Here is an 18,198-nt window from a genome sequence, read left to right as displayed (position 1 = left end):
CACAGTCGACCGAACGGCGGACCACCCCGAAGTAAGCCCTACTGTTTGAATAGGACTTGGTGCGGACGTCGAGCCGGAGGGTGGACGCAGATGGCAGAGCCGCCGTCGTCGATCGTCAAGCCGCTGCCCGAGGCGCTGCTCGCCCGACAGGACGGCAACGCCGAGATGCACTGGGCGGCGATGGCCGGGCAGGGCCACCTGGTCCCCACCGACCGGTTCTTCGTCCGCAACCACACCCGCACACCGGTGCTGGACGCCGGCACCTGGCGGCTGCGGCTGTTCGGGACCGGGCTCCGGGGCGCGCCCACCCGCCACACGCCGATCGAGTTCGGCTACCGGGACCTGCGCGAACTGCCCGCCGAGGAGAGCGTCGCGCTCATCGAGTGCGCCGGCAACGGCCGGCGGTTCTTCGCCAGTCAGCAGGGTGAGCCGGCACCGGGGGCGCCCTGGGGGCTGGGTGCGGTCGGGGTGGCGCGGTGGCGGGGCGTCCGGCTGTCGACGGTGCTGCACCGGGCCGGCCTCACCGACGCCGCGGTCGACGTGCAGCCGGAGGGACTCGACCCGGAGTACGTCACCGGCGGGGTGAACCTCGGCCGGGTCCGCCGCCCGTTGCCGATCGGCAAGGCGCTGCACGACGTGCTGCTGGCGTACGAGATGAACGGCCGACCACTCCCCGCCGACCACGGCTTCCCGGTACGGGTGGTGGTGCCCGGCTGGGTCGGCATCTCCTCGGTCAAGTGGGTCGGCTCGATCGAGGTCTCCGCCACCCCGCTGTTCTCGCCGTGGAACACCCGCCTCTACCGCATGTTCGGCCCCGGGCAGCCGGACGGCGCCGGAGTGCCGCTGGCCGCCGTCGGGGTCAAGAGCGCCTTCGAACTGCCGTGGGACGCCCGGGTGCCGGGCGGCCGGGAGGTGGTGCTGCGCGGCCGTTCCTGGTCCGGGCACGGCCCGATCCGGTCCGTCGAGGTCAGCATCCGTCCCGACGACGCCGACGCGGACGACTGGCGGCCCGCCCGCCTGGTCGCCGCCGACCGGGGCGGCGCCTGGCAGCGGTGGCGGTTCCGGTGGCGGCCACCCGCCCCCGGACGGTGGATCCTGCGGGCCCGGGCTACCGACGCGACCGGGGCCGGCCAGGCCGACCGGGCCACCGCCAACGATCTCGGCTACCTCTTCGACGGGATCGTCCGACACCCGGTGACGGTGCTCGCCCCGCCCCCCGCGTGAGAGGGTCATGGCGGCTGGCCCGTGGTCCGGGGCACGGACGGCCCCGGACCACGCCACGGCCTCACCGCCCGGCGTGCACCAGCGCGCAGACCTCGTCGGCGCTCCCCCACGACAGGGTCATCCCCGCGCCGGCGTGTCCGTAGGCGTGCACCAGCAGTCCACCGTCCCGGCGCTCCGCCGCCACCCGGGGACCGCCCTCCCGGGCTGGCCGCACGCCGATCCGCTCCCCGAGCACCGGCGCCACGGCGAGTTCGGGCACCAGCGCGATCGCCCGGCTGAGGATCCCGGCCCGGGCCGCCGGGTCCGGGTCGACGTCGGCCCGGCCGGGCTCGAAGGTGCCGCCGAGCACCACGTCCCGGCTGCGCGGGTGGACGTAGGTGATCCCCGCCGGGTCGTCCTCGTCGCGGACGGACACCTCCAGGCCGGGGTTGCCGACCAGCACCACCATGCCGCGTACCGGCAGGACGGTCGGGTCGCCGCAGAGCGCACCGGCGGCCAGGCCGGCGGCATTGACCACGACGGGCGCCTCGGCAAAGAGGTCGTCCAGGCGCTCCACCCGGCGGCGCACCACCGTGCCGCCGCCGTCGACCACCCGGTGGTGCAGCCAGTCGAGGTACGTGGCCGTCTCCGCCAGCGGCGCCACGAAGCGCAGCTCCCGGGTGTACGGTGCCGGGGCGTCGACGGCCCGCACGTCCCCGGCCGCCTCCGCCCACCAGGGCAGGCCGTCGACGGCTCCGCGCTGGAACATCCGGGTCTGACGCAGCAGCACCCCGGGCACCCCGTCGGCGGCCTGCCGACGGAACTCCTCGTAGGTGGCTGCAGCCCAGCGCAGCACGCGTGGGTCGGCGTCGGTGTGGGTCGGGTACCAGACCGCCGCCGCCACCGTCGACACCAGCCGCTCCGGCGGGTCGGCGGTGAGCACGGTGACCCGCGCGCCCTGTTCCTGCAATCGAACGGCCGTGGTCAACCCGACGATGCCGGCTCCGACGACGATGACATCCACCACAGTGCACCTCCCGTTTCCACCTGGCATCGTGCCGGGTCAGCGCACCCGGTCGACAGCCGCCCCACGTCCGCGGTGCCCCCGGCGATCCATGCTGGCCGGGTCGGCCGGCCACTCCAACCTTCGGTCGGCCATCCGACCCGACGACCGCACCGGCGGGCCGCGCCACCCCCGGCGAGCGGGGTCACCCGGAGCACCGGGGCCGGTCCACCCGAAGTGAACTGGTGATCGTCGGAGAGTTTCACCGAGATAAACAGTCACGAAGACTATCGACATAGATGGGCGTGAGGATATACCGTGCCGATCAACCTGGTCGCCGACCTGGTACACCCCCGGACCCCCGTTCCGAAGGAGCGCCGTGGCCACCTCACGTACCCCCCGACTGCGGCGCCGAGGTCTCCTCGGCATTCCGGCCATCGTGGTCGCCGCGTCCGCCGCCGCCGCTGTGCCCGCCCCGGCGAGCGCCGCGCCGGCCACCACCCGCGCCAAGCGCATCGAATGCCTGGCCGACCTGCTCGAGGAGGCCTGATGGCCACCATCCCCTGGCTCGTGGACGTGCTGCGCGGCGCCGGCGTGCAGGTGGTCGTCGAGGGCGACTGGCTGAACCGGATGCGGCCGGGTGACTTCAACCCGATCGGCGTGCTCTGGCACCACACCGCCGCCACCTCGAGCGCCACGAACCCGCACCCGGCCCTCAACGTCTGCATCAACGGCCGCTCCGACCTGCCCGGCCCGCTCTGCCAGGCGCTGGTCGACTACCACGGCGTCTTCCACGTCATCTCGGCCGGCCGCTGCAACCACGCGGGCACCGCCCGGGCCAGCGGGCCGATCCCCGCCGGAGACGGCAACACGATGCTGATCGGCTGGGAGATCGACTACAACGGCGTGAGCCAGGAGATGACCTCGGCGCAGTACAACGCCTCGATCGCCGCGACCGCCGCCGTCCTCAAGCAGCTGGGCAAGGACTCCAGCTACGCCCGGGGACACCGGGAGACGAGCACGACCGGCAAGATCGACCCGTCGTTCATCGACCTGAACGTCATGCGGGCCGACGTGGCCGCCAAGATGTCGGGTGGCGGCGGCACGTGGAGCACCATCGTCGACAACACCACCGCCGGCCGGTTCACCGCCAGCTCCGCCTGGGGTGTCTCGACGTACTCCGGGCAGCGGTACGGCGCCGACTACCGGTACGCCAACCCCACCCTGTCCAGCGACGTCGCCTGGTACAAGGTGAACATCCCGGCGACCGCGAACTACCGGGTGGACGCCTGGTGGCCGGGTGTCTCCGGCTACAACAGCTCCACGCCGTACATCATCTCGACCACGACCGGCAACCGGACGATCTACGTCGACCAGCGCACCGGTGGCTCGTGGCGCACCCTCGGCACGTTCACCCTCCCGGCCGGCGACGCGAACCGCGTCGGGGTCAGCCGGTGGACCAGCGCGGCCGGCCTGGTCATCGCCGACGCCATCCGGGTCACCCGGGTCTGATGTCGCGCCCGTACCGCTCGGGGTGGGTGCGGCACCCCGAGCGGTACGGGTACTCCGGCCCCGTCCGAGGCCACCGCCGACGGCGTCAGCCGGGGCCGGTTGGCGCCCCGGCGACGTGCGCTTCTATGCTCCGGCGCATGGCGAGGTACTTCGACGTGCACCCGGACAACCCACAGCCCCGCAGTATCGGCCAGGTGGTCGGGATCGTCCGCGACGGCGGTTTGATCGCCTACCCGACCGACTCGTGCTTCGCGCTCGGCTGCCAACTCGGCAACAAGGCCGGCATCGACCGGATCCGCCAGATCCGCCACCTCGACGACGACCACCACTTCACCCTGGTCTGCCGGGACTTCGCCCAGCTCGGGCAGTTCGTGCAGATCAACAACGCGCTGTTCCGCTCGCTCAAGGCGGCGACCCCCGGCAGCTACACGTTCATCCTGCCGGCGACCAAAGAGGTCCCCCGCCGGCTGCTGCACCCGAAGCGGAAGACCGTCGGGGTACGCATCCCCGCGCACACGGTCACCCAGGCGATCCTGGCCGAGTTGGGTGAGCCGCTGGTTTCCAGCACCCTGCTGCTGCCAGGCGAGACCGAGCCGATGACCGAGGGCTGGTCGATCAAGGAGACGCTCGACCACGCCGTCGACGCCGTGGTCGACTCCGGCGAGTGCGGCACGGAACCGACCACGGTCATCGACTTCTCGCAGGGCGAGGCGGAGGTCGTCCGGCGTGGCGCCGGGGATCCGACGCGCTTCGAGTGACCGACGGCCGGTACGCGGAGGGGACTCCGGGCACCGGCCGCGACGGCCTCAGTGCGAATCGGCGGGGGCGTTCCCGGACTGGAGTCGGGCCAGGGTGTGCACCTGCGCGCGGGTGTCCCGGTAGAGCGACGTGTACTGCTCGAACAGCAGGTCGTAGGTGTCCCGCACCGTCGGATCCGGCGTCACCGTCACACCGGGCACCGTCCAGTCCGTGTCCGGCGGCACCAGACCGACACCGACGCCGGCCATCAGGGCGTCGCCGTAGCTGGCCCCGATGGTCACCTCCGGCACCTCCTGCACCCGGCCGGTAACGTCGCTGACGATCTGGGTCCAGAGCCCGCCCTGGGTCCCGCCGCCCACGGCGACCAGCCGGCGCACCGGGTTCGTCTCGGTGTCCAGCAGCTCCAGGATCTGCCGGATGCCGAACGCGATGCCCTCGTACACCGCGCGGAACAGGTGCCCCCGTCCGTGCCGCAGGGTGAGCCCGGCGACCACGCCCCGCGCGTGCGGGTCGAAGATCGGGGTCCGCTCCCCCGCGAAGTACGGCAGCAGCAGCAACCCGTCGGCGCCGGCCGGCACCCGCGCCGCCTCCGCCACCAGGGTCTCGAACGGCACCTCGCCGACCAACTCCTGTACCCAGCCGGTGAGGCTGCCCGAGGTGGACATCCCCGCCGCCAGGCAGTACGCGTCCGGCCCCACCCCCGCCGTGTTCCACAACTGCGGATGCCGGGCCAGGTCCCGCAGCACCTGGACGAAGAACATCGTCGAGCCGTACATGAGCATCAGGTCGCCGGGGTGGCGCACCCCGACGCTGAACGACTCGGCCCAGGCGTCCACCGTGCCGGCGCAGACCGGGGTGCCCACCGGCAGCCCGGTGGCCTCGGCCGCCGCCGCGGTGACCGTGCCCACGACCTCGGCCGACCAGGCCAGCCGGGGCGCGGGCAGGTCGCCCATGATGTCGTCGTACCAGGGCTGGTGCCAGCGCCGGGCCTCGATGTCGTACAGCGGCACCGACTGGCTGGCGGTGTGGTGGTCGAGGACGTACTCACCGGTCAGCTTTCGTACCACGTACGAGCTGGAGTTGTACCAGCGGGCCGCGCGCGCCCACACCGCCGGTTCGTGGCGGCGCACCCAGAGCGCCTTCGGGCCGACCGCCTGGGTGGTGATCGGGGTGGCGCTACGGTCGAGCACCGCCTCCGCGCCGTACCGCTGCGTCAGCTCGTCGATCTCCGCGGTGGCCCGCATGTCGATGCCGTAGAGGATCGCCGGCCGGACCGGCACGTCGTCGGCGTCGCAGAGCACCAGGCAGGGGCCGACGCCGCTGACGCAGACGCCGGCGATCGGCGTACCACCGGCGGCGTCGACCAGTTCCCGGGCGATGGCGACCACGTCACCCCACCAGACCGCCTCGGCGTCCACCTCAGCCCAACCGGGCCGGGGCATGGACATCGACCGCGGCCGGGGGCGGACGGCGGTGGCCACCACCCGGCCGGCGGGGTCGGTGAGGACGCCCTTGCTGCTGCCGGTGCCCAGGTCGATGCCGAGCAGAAGCGGGTCCATCAGAGCCGCACGTCCCCGCAGAGGTGGACGATCACGCCGAGGGACTCGAACAGGGCCGCCTTGGCCAGCAACGCCTTGTCGGCCGTGTCGGCGTCCGGGGTGTAGGCGACATTGAGGTGGTTGGCCTTGTGCCGGGCCATGAGCTGGTCCCGGCCCACGCCGTGCAGGACGGCGTGCATGATCGGCCACTCCGGGTTGGTGGCGTCCAGCCGGCGGCGGGTCTCCTCCGCCGGCAGTTCCACGGCAGTGCCGCGACCGAGGTCGACGTGCAGCACGCCGTCCATGATGAACACCCGGGACCAGACGATCTCCCCCGGCTTGGACACGCCGCTGAGCGTGCCGCCGCCGAGCGGGAAGAACATCGGCGGCTGCCGCATGCTGTACGACTTGTCGTAGCCACCGTTGTGCGAGGCGGGCACCGAACCGGAGATCTCCATGACCCAGACGAACCGGCCGTCGTAGTCCTCACCCCAGCGGATGTCGTGCAAGGTGGTGGCCGGGTCGAAGCCCATCGCCGTCCAGATCCGGTTGGTGACCAGGGAGTCCACCGCGACGCCCTCGTCCACCTCGTTGAAGTGCGGCAGCGGCTGGTCGGCGTAGAGTTCCCGGGCCCCGTCGCGGCTGCGTACCGGCGGGCGGTGGACGTTGTTCAGCAGCCCCTCGACCAGGTCGCTGGCCGGGACGGTGTCCTTCAGGCCCTGCTGGTACTGGATGCCCACCGCGTCGAGGCCGAAGTCGTCGGAGATGCGCAGCGCCGCGACGTACATCTTGAACTGGCTGAGCAGCTGGGCGTCGGTCAGCTCGGTGGCCTCGTCGGTGCCGGTGTGGAAGGTCATCCCGGCCTTGTCGAGCCAGTCCCGGACGGCCTGGGCCTCCTCCTCCGGCACCCGGTTCATCTCGGCGACGAGCGCGCTCTGCGACAGCCGCTCCTTGTAGATGCCGAGCGGGTTGAGCAGTTCGTCGTCGATGATGGCGTTGTACATGCCCATGCAGCCCTCGTCGAAGACGCCGATGATCGCCTTCTCCCGCTGGAGCTGGGCGGCCAGGGCCCGGCCGAGCGCGACCTCCTCGGTGTCCGGCAGGGTCGGCAGGTCCCGCACGTGGCTCTGGTCGTGGGTCAGCGTGCCGGTCTCCAGCCAGGTCCGCAGCCCCGCCAGGGCCCAGTCGTCGGTGAAGTCCGGGCTCCACAGGATGGAGTGCGCGACGCCGGCCTTGGTCAGGCTGGCGGTCAGCCCGAGCAGGCCGACCAGGCCGGGGAACTCGCCGCTCCAGTTGGCGACCACCAGGATCGGTCCCCGGTGGGTCCGCAGCCCGGCGAGCACGTGGTGGCTGTACTGCCAGACCGCCTCGGCGACGATCACCGGGGCGTCCGGCGGGATGGTCTTGAAGACCTCGATGCCCTGACGCTGGCTGGCGATGAAGCCGTGCTTCTGCTCGGCGTCGACCGGGTGGGCGCGGCGGATCCGCGCGCCCAGGGCGGTGACCGCCCGCTCCAGGTCGGCCTCGAACTGCCGCTGCGTGGGCCAGCAGGTCTGGTTGGCGCTCAGCCGCAGGTCGCCGCTGGCGACGGTGTAGACGACGCCGGGTTCGGCGGAGGCCTCGTCGGCCAGGACGGGGAAGGCGTAACTACTGCTCATGGTGGCTCCCGGGATGGACGGTCGGTCAGAGAAGGTCGGCGACGTCGGCTTCGAGTGCGCGCCGGTCCTCCGGCGAGATCGCGTCGAGCGGGGCCCGCAGCCCGCTGGCGGGTACGCCGCGCAGCTCGAGCACCGCCTTGAGGTGGGCGAGGTTGCCCTGCCGGGTGACGGCGACGGCCCGGTGGGCGCGCTCGCGGGCCACGGCGAGGGCGTCCGCGTCGCCGGTGCGCAGCGCGTCGCGGACCTCGAGGAAGGGCTTCGGCAGGGCCGAGCTGACCCCGGAGACCACGCCGGCTCCACCGGCGGCCACCACCTCGGCGAACTCGGCGTCCGCGCCGGAGTAGACCGGGATACCCCGGTCGGCGAGCGCGGCGACGTACTCGCCGACCAGGGCGGTGCTCTCGCCGCTGATCTTCACGCCGGCGAGCCCGGTCGCGGCGAGTCCGGCGAGCAGCGCCGGGGGCACCGCCACGGTGGTCCGGGCGGCGAAGAGGTACCCGTAGACGGGCACCCCGGCCGCCGCCGCAACTACCTGCTCGTAGTACGCGAGCAGCGCCGCCTCGGTCGCCGGGAAGTAGTACGGGGTCAGCACAGCCAACTGGCGGGCGCCCAGGTCGACGGCGGTCCGGGTGAGCCGGACGGCCTGGTGCGTCGAGGCCGCGCCGACGTGCCAGTACGTCCGCTCGGGGCCGAAGGCGTCGGCGGCCACCGCGCACACGGCCAGCCGCTCGTCGTCGGTGAGGGTGGTGAACTCGCCGGTGGTGCCGGCGACGAAGACCCCGTCCAGGGGCGTCTCGGCCAGTTGCGCGTACGCGGTCTTGGTGGCGCCGAGGTCGACCTCGCCGTGGGCGTCGAAGAGGGTGGGCAGGGCGCTGATCAGGTTGCTGGCGGGGTACGCCGTCATGACATCGGCTCCGGGGGTCAGGGGTGGAGCAGGGCGAGCACGATGCCGCGCCGCTGCCAGGTGTAGGTGACCGCGAGCCCGTCGGGGGTGCGGACGAGACAGGGGTAGGAGAACTCGTTCACGCCGGTGGTCCGGACGCCCGAGTCGGCCGGCTGGTAGCCCTCCTGCTCGGCCTCGCCGGTGGACTCCTCCAGGGTCAGCCAGGACTGCCAGGTGTCGCCGTCGTCGGTGGAGACCGAGACGACCAGCGGGGCCCGGGAGGCCCAGTCCCCGGTGGTCGGGTTGTGCGCGAGGTGGACCGTGTGCCCGTCGGCGCAGGCGCTGACACCGGAGTTGTTGTTCGGCATCGCGCTGGGCACGCCCGGCGACCAGGTCTCGCCGTCGTCGGTGCTGGTCGAGGCGACCAGTCGACCGGCGGTGCTGCGGGCCAGCAGGCGTACCGAGCCGTCCGGCGTCGCCCAGAGGGTGGGCTGGATGACGCCGGCGCCGGGGAAGGAGTCGTGGTCGATCGGCACGTCCGGGGTGCGCCGCCAGGTCAGGCCGTCGTCGTCGCTGATGTCGACGAAGGCGTCCCAGCGGGGCCGCTCGCCCCAGGTCTCGGTGGAGGCGCCGGCGAGCAGCCGCCCGGAGGGCAGCCGCAGGGGCGGAACGCGCACCGGGCCGCGTCCGCCCTCGCCACCGTCGACCAACGGACGCGGGGCCGACCAGGTACGACCCGCGTCGGCCGAGCGCACCAGCCAGGTCCGCCAGGCGCCGATGGTGGTCCCGACCTTGAAGTAGAGCAGCAGGTCACCGTCGGTCCGCCGGTGCAGCACCGGGTTCCAGCAGGGGGCGAGGTCGCCGCTGACCACCACCGGGGCGGACCACTCGTCGCCGGTCCCGGTGGCGAGCCGGATCCGGGAGTTGGCCGCCCCTTCGTGGTCGCCCTCGAACCAGGCGACCACGAAGCGGCCGTCCACCGCGCAGACTGTGCTGCCGTGGCACTGGCCGGCCACGTCCCGTACGACGAAGTGCCGACGCATCAACCGTTCACCCCGGTGCGGACCTGCTCCTCGGCCGGGGTGTGCTCGGTCGGCTTCACCCGACGGGCCTTGAAGCGGGCCCGCACCCGGGGCACCACGATGGCCAGCACCGCGATGGTGATGAGCACGACCGCGATCGGGCTGGTGTAGATGGTCTCCAGGCCGCCGATCTCCATCGAGCGGCGGAAGTTCCGCTCGGCCAACGGGCCCAGGATCAGCCCCAGCACCACCGGACCGGCCGGGAAGCCGAAGCGGCGGAAGAGCAGTCCGATCACGCCGAAGAGGATCATCAGGCCGACGTCGAAGACGCTGTTGTTGACCGCGTACGTGCCGACGACGCAGAAGGTCAGGATGACCACCCAGAGGAACCGGTTGGGCAGTTCCAGCAGCTTGGCCACGCCACGCATGCGCAGCAGGCTGATCCCCAGGGTCAGCACGGTCGCGAAGAGCATGATGCCGGCGATCGAGTAGACCAGGTCGGGCTGCTGCGAGAAGAGCATCGGGCCGGGCTGGATGCCCCAGATGATCATCGAACCGAGCATCACGGCCATCACCGAGTCGCCGGGCACACCCAGGGCGAGCGTGGTGAGCACCGACCCACCCACGCCGGCGTTGGACGACGAGTCGGCGGCGGTCAGCCCTTCCAGGGAGCCTTTGCCGAACCGCTCCGGCTCCTTGGAGACCTTCTTCGCCTGGTTCCAGGCAACGATGCCGCCGATGTCGCCGCCGGCCGCGGGCAGTACGCCCACCACCGTGCCGACGGCCGAGCCCACCGCGACCGGCTTGACCATCCCGCGCAGTTCCGCCCGGTTGGGCCACCAGCGGCCGAAGGTCTGTATGGCCTTGTCCCGGGCGTGGCCGCGTTCGAGCATTTGGCCGAAGACCTCGGCGATGCCGAACAGGCCGATGATCACCGCGATGAACGGGATGCCCTCGACCAACTGCGGGATGCCGAAGGTGAACCGGTCCGAGCCGTCCAGCGGGTCCCGGCCGATGGTACCCAGGGCCAGGCCGAGCAGACCGGCGATCAGCCCCTTGACGATCTTGCCGCCGGACACCTCGATCATCATGGTCAGGCCGAAGACGACCAGGGCGAACATCTCCGGCGAGCCGAACTCGACGGCGAGGTTGCTCAGCGGGACCGCGGCGAACATCAGCACCGCAATGCCGATGAACCCGCCGATCGCCGACGCGTACGCCGAGGCGGTCAGCGCGATGCCCGCCTTCCCCTGCCGGGCCAGCGCGTACCCGTCGAAGGTGGTCGCGATGGAGGCGGGGGTGCCGGGTGTGTTGATCAGGATCGCCGGCACCCGGTCGCCGAACTGCGCCGCGACGAGGATGGTCAGCAGCACGGCCAGGCCGGGCACCGGGTCCATGGTCAGCGTGAAGGCACTGGCCAGGGCGACCGCCATGGTGGCGCTGATCCCGGGGAACGCGCCGACCAGCATGCCGATGGCGGCCCCGATCAGGACACAGAACGCGATCTCGAGAGTGAAGAGGGCACCGAAGCCCTCGACCATTGCGTTCATACCGGAACCTTCAGAAGAAGCGCGAAGAGGGCGTAGAGCACCACCGTGATGCCGGCCGGGAAGAGAACGAGGTCCTTGATCCCCCGGCCGCCCGCGATCCAGGTCAACCCGGCGATGAAGATCATCGCGGAGACCAGGAAGTGGACGTAGTACCAGAGGACGCCGAAGGCGAAGGTGGCCAGGACGAACCCGGCGACCTGCAGGACCCCGATCCGGGTGGCCGGCTCCGGCTGCTCCTCGTCGCGGGGGGTACGGACGAAACTGGCGACGATCTGGATCACCGACAGGCCGATGATCCCGAAGGCCAGGGCCTCCGGCCAGATCCGCGGACTGACCGCCATGGCCCGCTGCGGCAACTCGATCGAGCGGGCCAGCACAAGGAAGACGACGCCCAGCAGCAGGAAGACCCCGCCCAGCGCTGCCTCGCGCAACGGCGAGGCAGCGCTGCGGTCACCCGCGACGGGAGCCGGTTGGTCGGCGGACATGACTAGTAGATCTCGCCGAACCGGTCGTACTCGGACTGGGCGAAGGTGGTCGCCTCGTCGGGCGAGGTGGCCATCGGGGTGTTGCCGGCCTTGGTCATCACGTCCTTGAACGTGGTCGTCGAGGCGGCCTTCTGCACGGCGGCGGCGAGCTTCTCCTTGACCTCGGCGGGCAGGCCCGCCGGGGCGCCGATCAGGCCCCAACCGCCGATGACGATGTCGTGGCCGAGTTCCTTGGCGGTCGGCGCGTCGGGCAGCGAGGCGACCCGCTCGGGGGCGAGCACCGCGAGGACCCGCATCCGGCCGTCCTTGGCGGCGGTGGCGGACTCGCTGACGCCGGCCATGACCGCCTGGACCTCACCGGAGACGCCGGCCGCGACGGCCGGGGCGCCACCGTCGTACGGGACCGGCTTGAAGGTCACGCCGGCCGCCTCGCCGAGGGCGAGGGTGGCGGCCTCCCAGATCGCGCCCGCGCCGGAGTTGGACACGGTGATGGTGCCCGGCTTGGCCTTGGCGGCGTCGAGGAACTGCTGGAGCGTCTGGTACGGGCTGTTGGCCGGCACCGACAGCGTCGCCGGGGCGTTCATCACCTGGCCGAGGATGGTGTACTGGTCGGGCTTGATGTCCGCGCCCTGGTGGCCCAGCATCGACACCTCGACCGGGATGAAGCCGATGGAGTAGCCGTCGGCCGGGCGCTCCTTGAGGTAGGTCAGCCCGACCCGGCCACCGCCACCGGTACGGTTCTCCACCACGATGGACTGGCCGAGGTCGGCCTCCAGCTCCTTGGCGAGAGTACGGGCGGTGAGGTCGGAACCGCCGCCCGCACCCGCGTGGACCACCATGGTCAGGTTCTTGTCGGGGTAGTTCTCCGACGACGCCTCCTCGGTGCCGCCGCGGTTGGCGCATGCGCTGAACGCGAGTGTGCCGGCGACCGCCAGGGCGGCGATCCGGAACATCCGTGACTTCATAGGTCTGATTTCCTCTGGGACGGGGGTGGGGAAACCGCGGCCTGGAGCCGCGAGCGGGTCTTCCGCAGGTGTCGGTGCAGTTCGTTCTTGACGTCGGTGACCTTGCCGGCGGCGATGAGTGCCGCGAGGTCGTGGTGCTCCCCCGCCGACGGGGCGAGGTCGTCCATCTGCTTGCCGGAGGCGTGCAGCAGGCCCTCGATGGTGGGCCGGAACTGATTCCAGAGGACGTCGAGCCGGGTCAGGCCGGCGGCCTCGAAGAAGGAACTGTGGAACCGGATGTCGGCGGTGGTGAACGCGGTGGCGTCCCGGTCGGCCGCCGCCGTGTCCATCTCGACCAGGGCGGCGGCCAGCCGCCCGGTGAGGTCGCCGAGGTTGGTGTCGATGGCCCGCTCGACGGCGAGCAGCTCGAAGGACTCCCGCAGGGCCATCAGCTCGTCGATGTCGGCGGTGCTGAGCGACCGGGTCACCACGTTCCGACCGGTCCCGGTGACCAGTCCCTCCGCACGGAGGATCCGGATGGCGTCCCGGACCGGACCACGGCTGACCCGGAAGGACTCCGCGAGTTCCTCCTCGACGAGCCGCGTGCTGGCCGGCACGTCGCCCACGATGATGCGGCGACGCAGCTCGCCGGCGAGCTTCTCGCCGAGCGACTCCACCCGGATGGGCCTGACGTTCAACACCGGAAACCTCCTGGAAACTGTTGACAGTTAACACCGCGTTACCTGCACGGTCAACGGTTGACGGACTGATTTTCGCTGGCCAGACCGCCTCTGGCCGGGAGGCCACGCCGAGCGAACCGGACGGACCGGACGAGGTCCCCCCAGCCGGGACGCCAGCGGTGCCACGACGGGCGGCGCGGACAGCGGAAGGGCCGACCCACCGGTGGTGGATCGGCCCTTGGCGAGGGTTGGCGGTGCGCGCTGGGCGGCGGTGGTGACCACCCCGCCGACGGCGCCCTACCGGGCGGCCAGCCGCATCCGCAGCCCGTACTTCGGCGCGAGGGTGACCAGCGGCTTCAGCGCCACCTTCTGGTCCGGTTCGAGGGTGAACCGGAACCGCTGGGCGAGGGTGGCCAGGATCAGCTTCGCCTCCATCTCGGCGAAGCCGGCCCCGACGCACATCCGTTCCCCGCCACCGAACGGCATGAACGCGTACCGGGGGAGCTGTCCCTCCCGCTCGGGGGCGAACCGCTCCGGGTCGAACCGGTCCGGGTCCGGGAAGTACCGCTCGAGGTGGTGCATCACGTACGGCATGATGAAGATCCCGCTGCCCCTGCGGATCCGGTAGCCGCCCAGCTCGACGTCCTCCACCGGGGTGCGCTTGTTCAGCGTCCAGGCGGGCGGGCAGCAGCGCAGCGCCTCCTTGAAGACCATCCCGGTGTACCGCAGCCGGGGCAGGTCCTCCGCCGTCGGGGCCGGTCCCCCAGCACCTCGTCCAGCTCGGCGCCGAGCTTCTCGGCCACCTCCGGGTACTGGGAGAGCAGGTACCACGCCCAGGTCAGCCCGTTGGCGGTGGTCTCCTGACCGGCGACGAAGATGGTCACGGTCTCGTCGCGGACCTGCTGGTCGGTCATGCCGGAGCCGTCGTCCTCGTCCTGCGCCAGCAGGAACATCGACAGCAGGTCGCCCTGGTCCTCCGTGCCGCTGGCCCGGCGCTCGGCGATGATCCGCATGACCGCCTGGTCGAGCACCCGGGTGCCGCGTTTGAGGAGCTGATGCAGCGGCAGCAGCAGCCACGGCGACACCAGCATGCCGAACTTGCTGATGTTGATGGCGACGTCCTGGAGGCCGGCGACCGCCCGCTGGACCTTCAGTGCCTCCTCGTCGGAGACCCCGCTGCCGAACATCGACCGGGACACCACGTTCAACGTCAGCTTCATCATCTCGTGGTGCATGTCGTGCACCTCGCCCGGCCGCCAGCTCTCGATCTGGCGCAGCGTGCTGTCCACCGCGATCTCGCCGTACCCGGTCATCCGCCGGTGGCGGAACGCCGGCTGCACCAGCTTGCGCTGCCGGCGGTGGTGCGCGCCGTCGCTGGTGAGCAACCCCCGGCCCATCCACCGGCCGAGGGTCCGCAGGTCGTGCGGGTCCTTGGCGAACTTGTCCCGACGCAGCACCAGCACGTCGTTGATGTGCTCCGGACTGCTGATCAGGTAGTTGCGGGTCGGCCCGATGGTGAACGACGCGATGTCGCCGTGCGTCGCCGTCTCCGTCATGAACTCCACCATGCCCCGGCCGAGGCCGGGCAGGTTGCCGAGCACCGGGACGCCCTTCGGCCCCGGTGGGTGACGGTCAGCCATTGCTCCCCTCCTTCTTGCGGGCGGGCGCGGCCCGCCGTGGCTGGCCGGCCCCGCCGACGGGCACCGGCTCCGCGGCGGCCACCCGGGGGACACCGCGACGCAGCGTCACCCCGATCCAGACGAACCAGATCGGCGCGGCCAGGGCCCCGCCGAGGATCGCCGAGACCAGCACCATCGGCCCGATCCCGAAGGCCACCCCGAGCGCCGCCGTGCTGGTCAGCACACCCAGCGCGATGCCGACGTAGGTCAGCGGCCGACTCAGCAGCCCGTGCCGCAGCGCCAGGATGTTCACCACCAGGAAGAACGGCCCGAGCGCGCCGAACCGCAGCCAGGTCGCCGGGTCCAGCCGCAGCAGCAGGTCGGTGGTGACGATCGCGGTCCGTACCGTCTCGTCGCCGCCGGCGTAGTCGGCCGCCCAGAGCGGGGTGGCGGTGACCAGCCGGAACGTCTCGACCGCGGTCACCCCGAAGGAGAGGTACGCCAGACCGGTGGTCCAGCGCACCCAGCCCTCGTGCTTCTCCCGGACCAGGTCGGCGATGGCTGGGATCGCCCCGAACGCGAAGATCGCGCCGAGGGCGTACCCCCAGTAGTACAGGATCCGGGGGGTGCCGTTCTCGGCCAGCTCGGTCCAGAGCCGGTGCTTGTCCTCGTGGATGAGCTGCGTCGGGTCGAGCACGAAGAAGGTGGTGACCACGACGTAGCTGACACCCACCAGGATCGCGCAGGTGCCGCCGAGTCTGTTCAACCGGTTGTCGTGCATACGGGACATCTCCTCGTGCCGCCCGTCAGGCCGACGGGCGGCGTGGTTCGAGGGTCATCCTCAGCCCGTGCCGGGGGCTGGTGGTGACCTGCATCTTGGCTTCGACCGGGTGCCCCGGCACCATGCGCAGCCGGTACCGCTGGGCGATGGTCGCCAGGGTGAGCTGCGCCTCCAGTTGGGCGAGCCGGTTGCCGATGCACAACCGGGGGCCGCCGCCGAACGGGAAGTACGCGAACCGGGGCCGGTCGGCCGACCGCTCCGGGGTGAACCGGTCCGGGTCGAACCGCTCCGGGTCCTCCCAGAAGTCGGGGTGCCGGTGGGTCAGGTACGGGCTGATGTAGATCAGCGAACCGGCCTTGACGTGGTACCCGCCGAGGGTGTCCGTGCCGGCCGCCCGCCGCTCCAGCCAGGGCACCGGGTAGAGCCGCAACGTCTCCTCCAGCACCCGGTTGGTGTACTCGAGCTGCGGCACGTCCGCCACGGTGGGCAGCCGGTCGCCGAGCACCCGGTCGAGTTCCTCGTGCAGCCGCGCCTCGATCTCCGGGTTGCGGGACAGCTCGTACCAGGCCCAACTGAGCTGGTTGGAGGTCGTCTCGTAGCCGCCGAGCAACAGGGTCGCGATCTCGTCGCGTACCTGCCGGTCCGACATGCCCTCGCCGGTGTCCTCGTCCCGCGCCTCCAGCAGCATCGACAGCAGGTCGTACGGCTGGGTGTCCTGCGCGCGCCGCTCCCCCATGATCCGGTAGATGATGCCGTCCAGCTCGGCCATGGCCGTGGTGAAGTCCCGGTTGCGCCGGGTCGGCACCTTCGGCGGCGGCGCGAACGGCACCATCGTCCGGTAGAGGCAGTAGTTGATCACCGTGTCCAGGCTGCGGGCGATCGTGTCCACCTCACCATCGCCGCGCAGCCCGGTGCTGAACAGCGACTTGGTGGCCACGTTCATGGACAGGTTGACCATCTCGGCGGCCACGTCGAGGGACTCGCCGCGTTCCGCGTACGACTGCCAGCCGGCGATCCGCTCCACCACGTCGGCCACGATGAACTCGCCGAGCTTGAGGATCCGCTGCCGGTGGAAGGCCGGCTGCATCAACCGCCGCTGCCGCAGCCACGAGTCGCCGTCGTTGGTGAACAGCCCCTCGCCGAAGGCGAGCTTGAGGGGCCGGTACTCGTGCGACTGCTTGTCGTAGTTCTTGCTGTTCACCTGCAACACGTGCCGCAGGTGGTCCGGATGGGTGACCAGGTGCACGGTGAACCCGGCGACGGTGAACCGCACGATGTCGCCGTACTCGGCGCTGACCTGACCGAGGAAGCCGATCAGGTCGCGCCGCAGGTCGAGCAGGCTGCCGAGCAGGAACGTGCCGCGCGGCCCGGGAGCCAGCCGCGGCGCGGTCGGGTTCGCGGTCACCACTGGAGCAGGACCGCCTCTTGGGAGAAGCCCGGCCCCATCCCGACCACCAGCCCGTACGTGCCGGGCTCCAGCTCGTACGACGAGAAGGTCTCGTCCATCATGTACAGCACGGTCGGGCCGGACACGTTGCCGACGGTGCGCAGGACGTGCTGGCTGAGCTTGAGATTCTCGGCGGTCAGCCCGAACTCCTCGGCCGTCGCGGTCAGCACCTTCGGGCCACCCGGGTGGATCAGCCAGTGTCCGATCTGGTCGACGGTGAGACCATGGTCGGCCAGCAGCGGGTCGAGCACCGGACGGAGACCGGTCTTCGCCAGACCGGGCACGTCCACGCTCAACCGGTTGCGGAACCCGTTGTCCAGCACGTCCACCCCGGCGACGTGCAGGGTGTCCGGCAGGAACCCGGAGCGGGTGTCCACCACCCGGGGCAGGCCGGGCTTCGCCAGCGGGTGGTCGTCGCCGACCATCAGGGTCGCCGCCACGCCGTCGCCGAACAGGGCGACCGTGACGATCTGCGACACCAGGTCGGTGTAGAAGGAGCTCTCGGTCAGGTCGCGGTTGAGCGCCTCCTGGAGGTAGCCCTGCACGCCGCCCTGCCAGAACGCGGTGCCGCCCAGCTCGCAGGTGAGCAGGATGACCGCCTCGGTGGGGTGACCCTTGAGGTAGTCGGCCACCCGGCTCAGCCCGGCCACGCCGGCCATGCAACCCAGCCCGTTGATCGGCACCCGCTTCATGGTGGGCGCGAACTCGATCCGGTTGATCAGGATCGCGTCGACGGTCGGCACCGAGACCACCGTGCTGAGCATCGAGGTGAACTGGTGGATCTCGGTGGAGTGGATGCCGGCGGTGGCCAGCAGCTTGCGGACGGTCTTCTCGCAGAGGTCCGCGGCCTCCTCGACGCAGCGGGCGGCGACGGTGCTGAACGGCGGCGGGTCGAAGAAGGTGTCCAGCGGCATCGCGAAGTAGCGGCCGTCGATCTGGGTGTTGTGGAAGAGACTGTCGATGATGTCCAGGTCGATGTCGAGCCCGATCGCCTGGCAGTACTTCTTCAGCGTCGTGGCGAGGGTCTGCTGATCGTAGTAGTAGGTGGGCAGGCTGGTCTCGGTGGCGACGATGTACGGCACCGGTCCTCCTTCTAGGGAAATGCGGTTGTCGG

General features: G+C 71.4%; 16 protein-coding genes and 1 pseudogene. 4 read left to right on the top strand and 13 right to left on the bottom strand.

What is annotated here, in order from left to right; translation table 11 throughout:
• The first annotated feature begins 90 nt into the window (after window positions 1–90).
• On the top strand, window positions 91–1,224 hold the full coding sequence (locus GA0074692_RS07700; protein WP_091640889.1) for a sulfite oxidase: 1,134 nt from the start codon (window positions 91–93) through the stop codon (window positions 1,222–1,224).
• A gap of 61 nt (window positions 1,225–1,285) precedes the next feature.
• Here the strand turns inward: GA0074692_RS07700 and GA0074692_RS07695 are convergent, their stop codons facing one another.
• On the bottom strand, window positions 1,286–2,227 hold the full coding sequence (locus GA0074692_RS07695; RefSeq protein WP_245730217.1) for an FAD-dependent oxidoreductase: 942 nt from the start codon (window positions 2,225–2,227) through the stop codon (window positions 1,286–1,288).
• 358 nt (window positions 2,228–2,585) lie between these two features.
• On the opposite strand from GA0074692_RS07695, the gene GA0074692_RS34605 reads away from it, so the two are divergent.
• The 3 genes from GA0074692_RS34605 (at window position 2,586) to GA0074692_RS07685 (ending at window position 4,476) form a co-directional block, all read left to right on the top strand.
• On the top strand, window positions 2,586–2,756 hold the full coding sequence (locus tag GA0074692_RS34605; protein ID WP_176738347.1) for a hypothetical protein: 171 nt from the start codon (window positions 2,586–2,588) through the stop codon (window positions 2,754–2,756).
• Window positions 2,756–3,718: a golvesin C-terminal-like domain-containing protein gene (locus tag GA0074692_RS07690; protein ID WP_091640883.1), complete on the top strand. Its 963-nt coding sequence runs from the start codon at window positions 2,756–2,758 to the stop codon at window positions 3,716–3,718. Before GA0074692_RS34605 ends, GA0074692_RS07690 begins: the two co-directional genes overlap by 1 nt.
• Window positions 3,719–3,855: 137 nt before the next feature.
• Window positions 3,856–4,476, top strand: a complete 621-nt coding sequence (locus tag GA0074692_RS07685) for an L-threonylcarbamoyladenylate synthase (RefSeq protein WP_091652885.1) — start codon at window positions 3,856–3,858, stop codon at window positions 4,474–4,476.
• Window positions 4,477–4,524: 48 nt separating this feature from the next.
• Here the strand turns inward: GA0074692_RS07685 and GA0074692_RS07680 are convergent, their stop codons facing one another.
• The 12 genes and pseudogenes from GA0074692_RS07680 to GA0074692_RS07620 form a co-directional block, all read right to left on the bottom strand.
• The gene (locus tag GA0074692_RS07680) at window positions 4,525–6,036 is read right to left on the bottom strand and encodes an FGGY-family carbohydrate kinase (RefSeq protein WP_091640879.1); all 1,512 of its coding nucleotides are present in this window, start codon (window positions 6,034–6,036) and stop codon (window positions 4,525–4,527) included.
• Window positions 6,036–7,673, bottom strand: a complete 1,638-nt coding sequence (locus GA0074692_RS07675; RefSeq protein WP_091640875.1) for a fucose isomerase — start codon at window positions 7,671–7,673, stop codon at window positions 6,036–6,038. The genes GA0074692_RS07680 and GA0074692_RS07675 overlap by 1 nt, the downstream gene beginning before the upstream one ends.
• Before the next feature lie 25 nt (window positions 7,674–7,698).
• Window positions 7,699–8,577, bottom strand: a complete 879-nt coding sequence (locus GA0074692_RS07670; RefSeq protein ID WP_091640872.1) for a dihydrodipicolinate synthase family protein — start codon at window positions 8,575–8,577, stop codon at window positions 7,699–7,701.
• A gap of 17 nt (window positions 8,578–8,594) precedes the next feature.
• On the bottom strand, window positions 8,595–9,599 hold the full coding sequence (locus GA0074692_RS07665) for a sialidase family protein (protein ID WP_091640869.1): 1,005 nt from the start codon (window positions 9,597–9,599) through the stop codon (window positions 8,595–8,597).
• The gene (locus GA0074692_RS07660) at window positions 9,599–11,128 is read right to left on the bottom strand and encodes a tripartite tricarboxylate transporter permease (protein WP_091640864.1); all 1,530 of its coding nucleotides are present in this window, start codon (window positions 11,126–11,128) and stop codon (window positions 9,599–9,601) included. The genes GA0074692_RS07665 and GA0074692_RS07660 overlap by 1 nt, the downstream gene beginning before the upstream one ends.
• The gene (locus GA0074692_RS07655; protein WP_091640861.1) at window positions 11,125–11,613 is read right to left on the bottom strand and encodes a tripartite tricarboxylate transporter TctB family protein; all 489 of its coding nucleotides are present in this window, start codon (window positions 11,611–11,613) and stop codon (window positions 11,125–11,127) included. The genes GA0074692_RS07660 and GA0074692_RS07655 overlap by 4 nt, the downstream gene beginning before the upstream one ends.
• A gap of 2 nt (window positions 11,614–11,615) precedes the next feature.
• Window positions 11,616–12,578, bottom strand: a complete 963-nt coding sequence (locus GA0074692_RS07650; RefSeq protein ID WP_091640858.1) for a tripartite tricarboxylate transporter substrate binding protein — start codon at window positions 12,576–12,578, stop codon at window positions 11,616–11,618.
• Window positions 12,575–13,258 carry a GntR family transcriptional regulator gene (locus tag GA0074692_RS07645; protein WP_091640856.1) on the bottom strand — a complete coding sequence of 228 codons (684 nt, stop codon included), beginning with the start codon at window positions 13,256–13,258 and terminating at the stop codon, window positions 12,575–12,577. Before GA0074692_RS07645 ends, GA0074692_RS07650 begins: the two co-directional genes overlap by 4 nt.
• A 276-nt stretch (window positions 13,259–13,534) precedes the next feature.
• Window positions 13,535–14,805: pseudogene (locus GA0074692_RS07635) on the bottom strand (cytochrome P450).
• Window positions 14,806–14,869: 64 nt separating this feature from the next.
• Window positions 14,870–15,646 carry a DUF4386 family protein gene (locus GA0074692_RS07630; protein ID WP_091640848.1) on the bottom strand — a complete coding sequence of 259 codons (777 nt, stop codon included), beginning with the start codon at window positions 15,644–15,646 and terminating at the stop codon, window positions 14,870–14,872.
• A 16-nt stretch (window positions 15,647–15,662) separates the two neighbouring features.
• Complete coding sequence (locus tag GA0074692_RS07625) at window positions 15,663–17,042, bottom strand: cytochrome P450 (protein ID WP_176738346.1); 1,380 nt, start codon at window positions 17,040–17,042, stop codon at window positions 15,663–15,665.
• Window positions 17,039–18,166 carry a type III polyketide synthase gene (locus tag GA0074692_RS07620; protein ID WP_091640843.1) on the bottom strand — a complete coding sequence of 376 codons (1,128 nt, stop codon included), beginning with the start codon at window positions 18,164–18,166 and terminating at the stop codon, window positions 17,039–17,041. The genes GA0074692_RS07625 and GA0074692_RS07620 overlap by 4 nt, the downstream gene beginning before the upstream one ends.
• Window positions 18,167–18,198: the final 32 nt, after the last annotated feature.

Source organism: Micromonospora pallida (assembly GCF_900090325.1).
In the GTDB taxonomy this organism is placed as follows: Bacteria; Actinomycetota; Actinomycetes; order Mycobacteriales; family Micromonosporaceae; genus Micromonospora; species Micromonospora pallida.
Note: the sequence above shows the minus strand (reverse complement) of the source record. Positions and strands in the feature narration are given on the sequence as shown.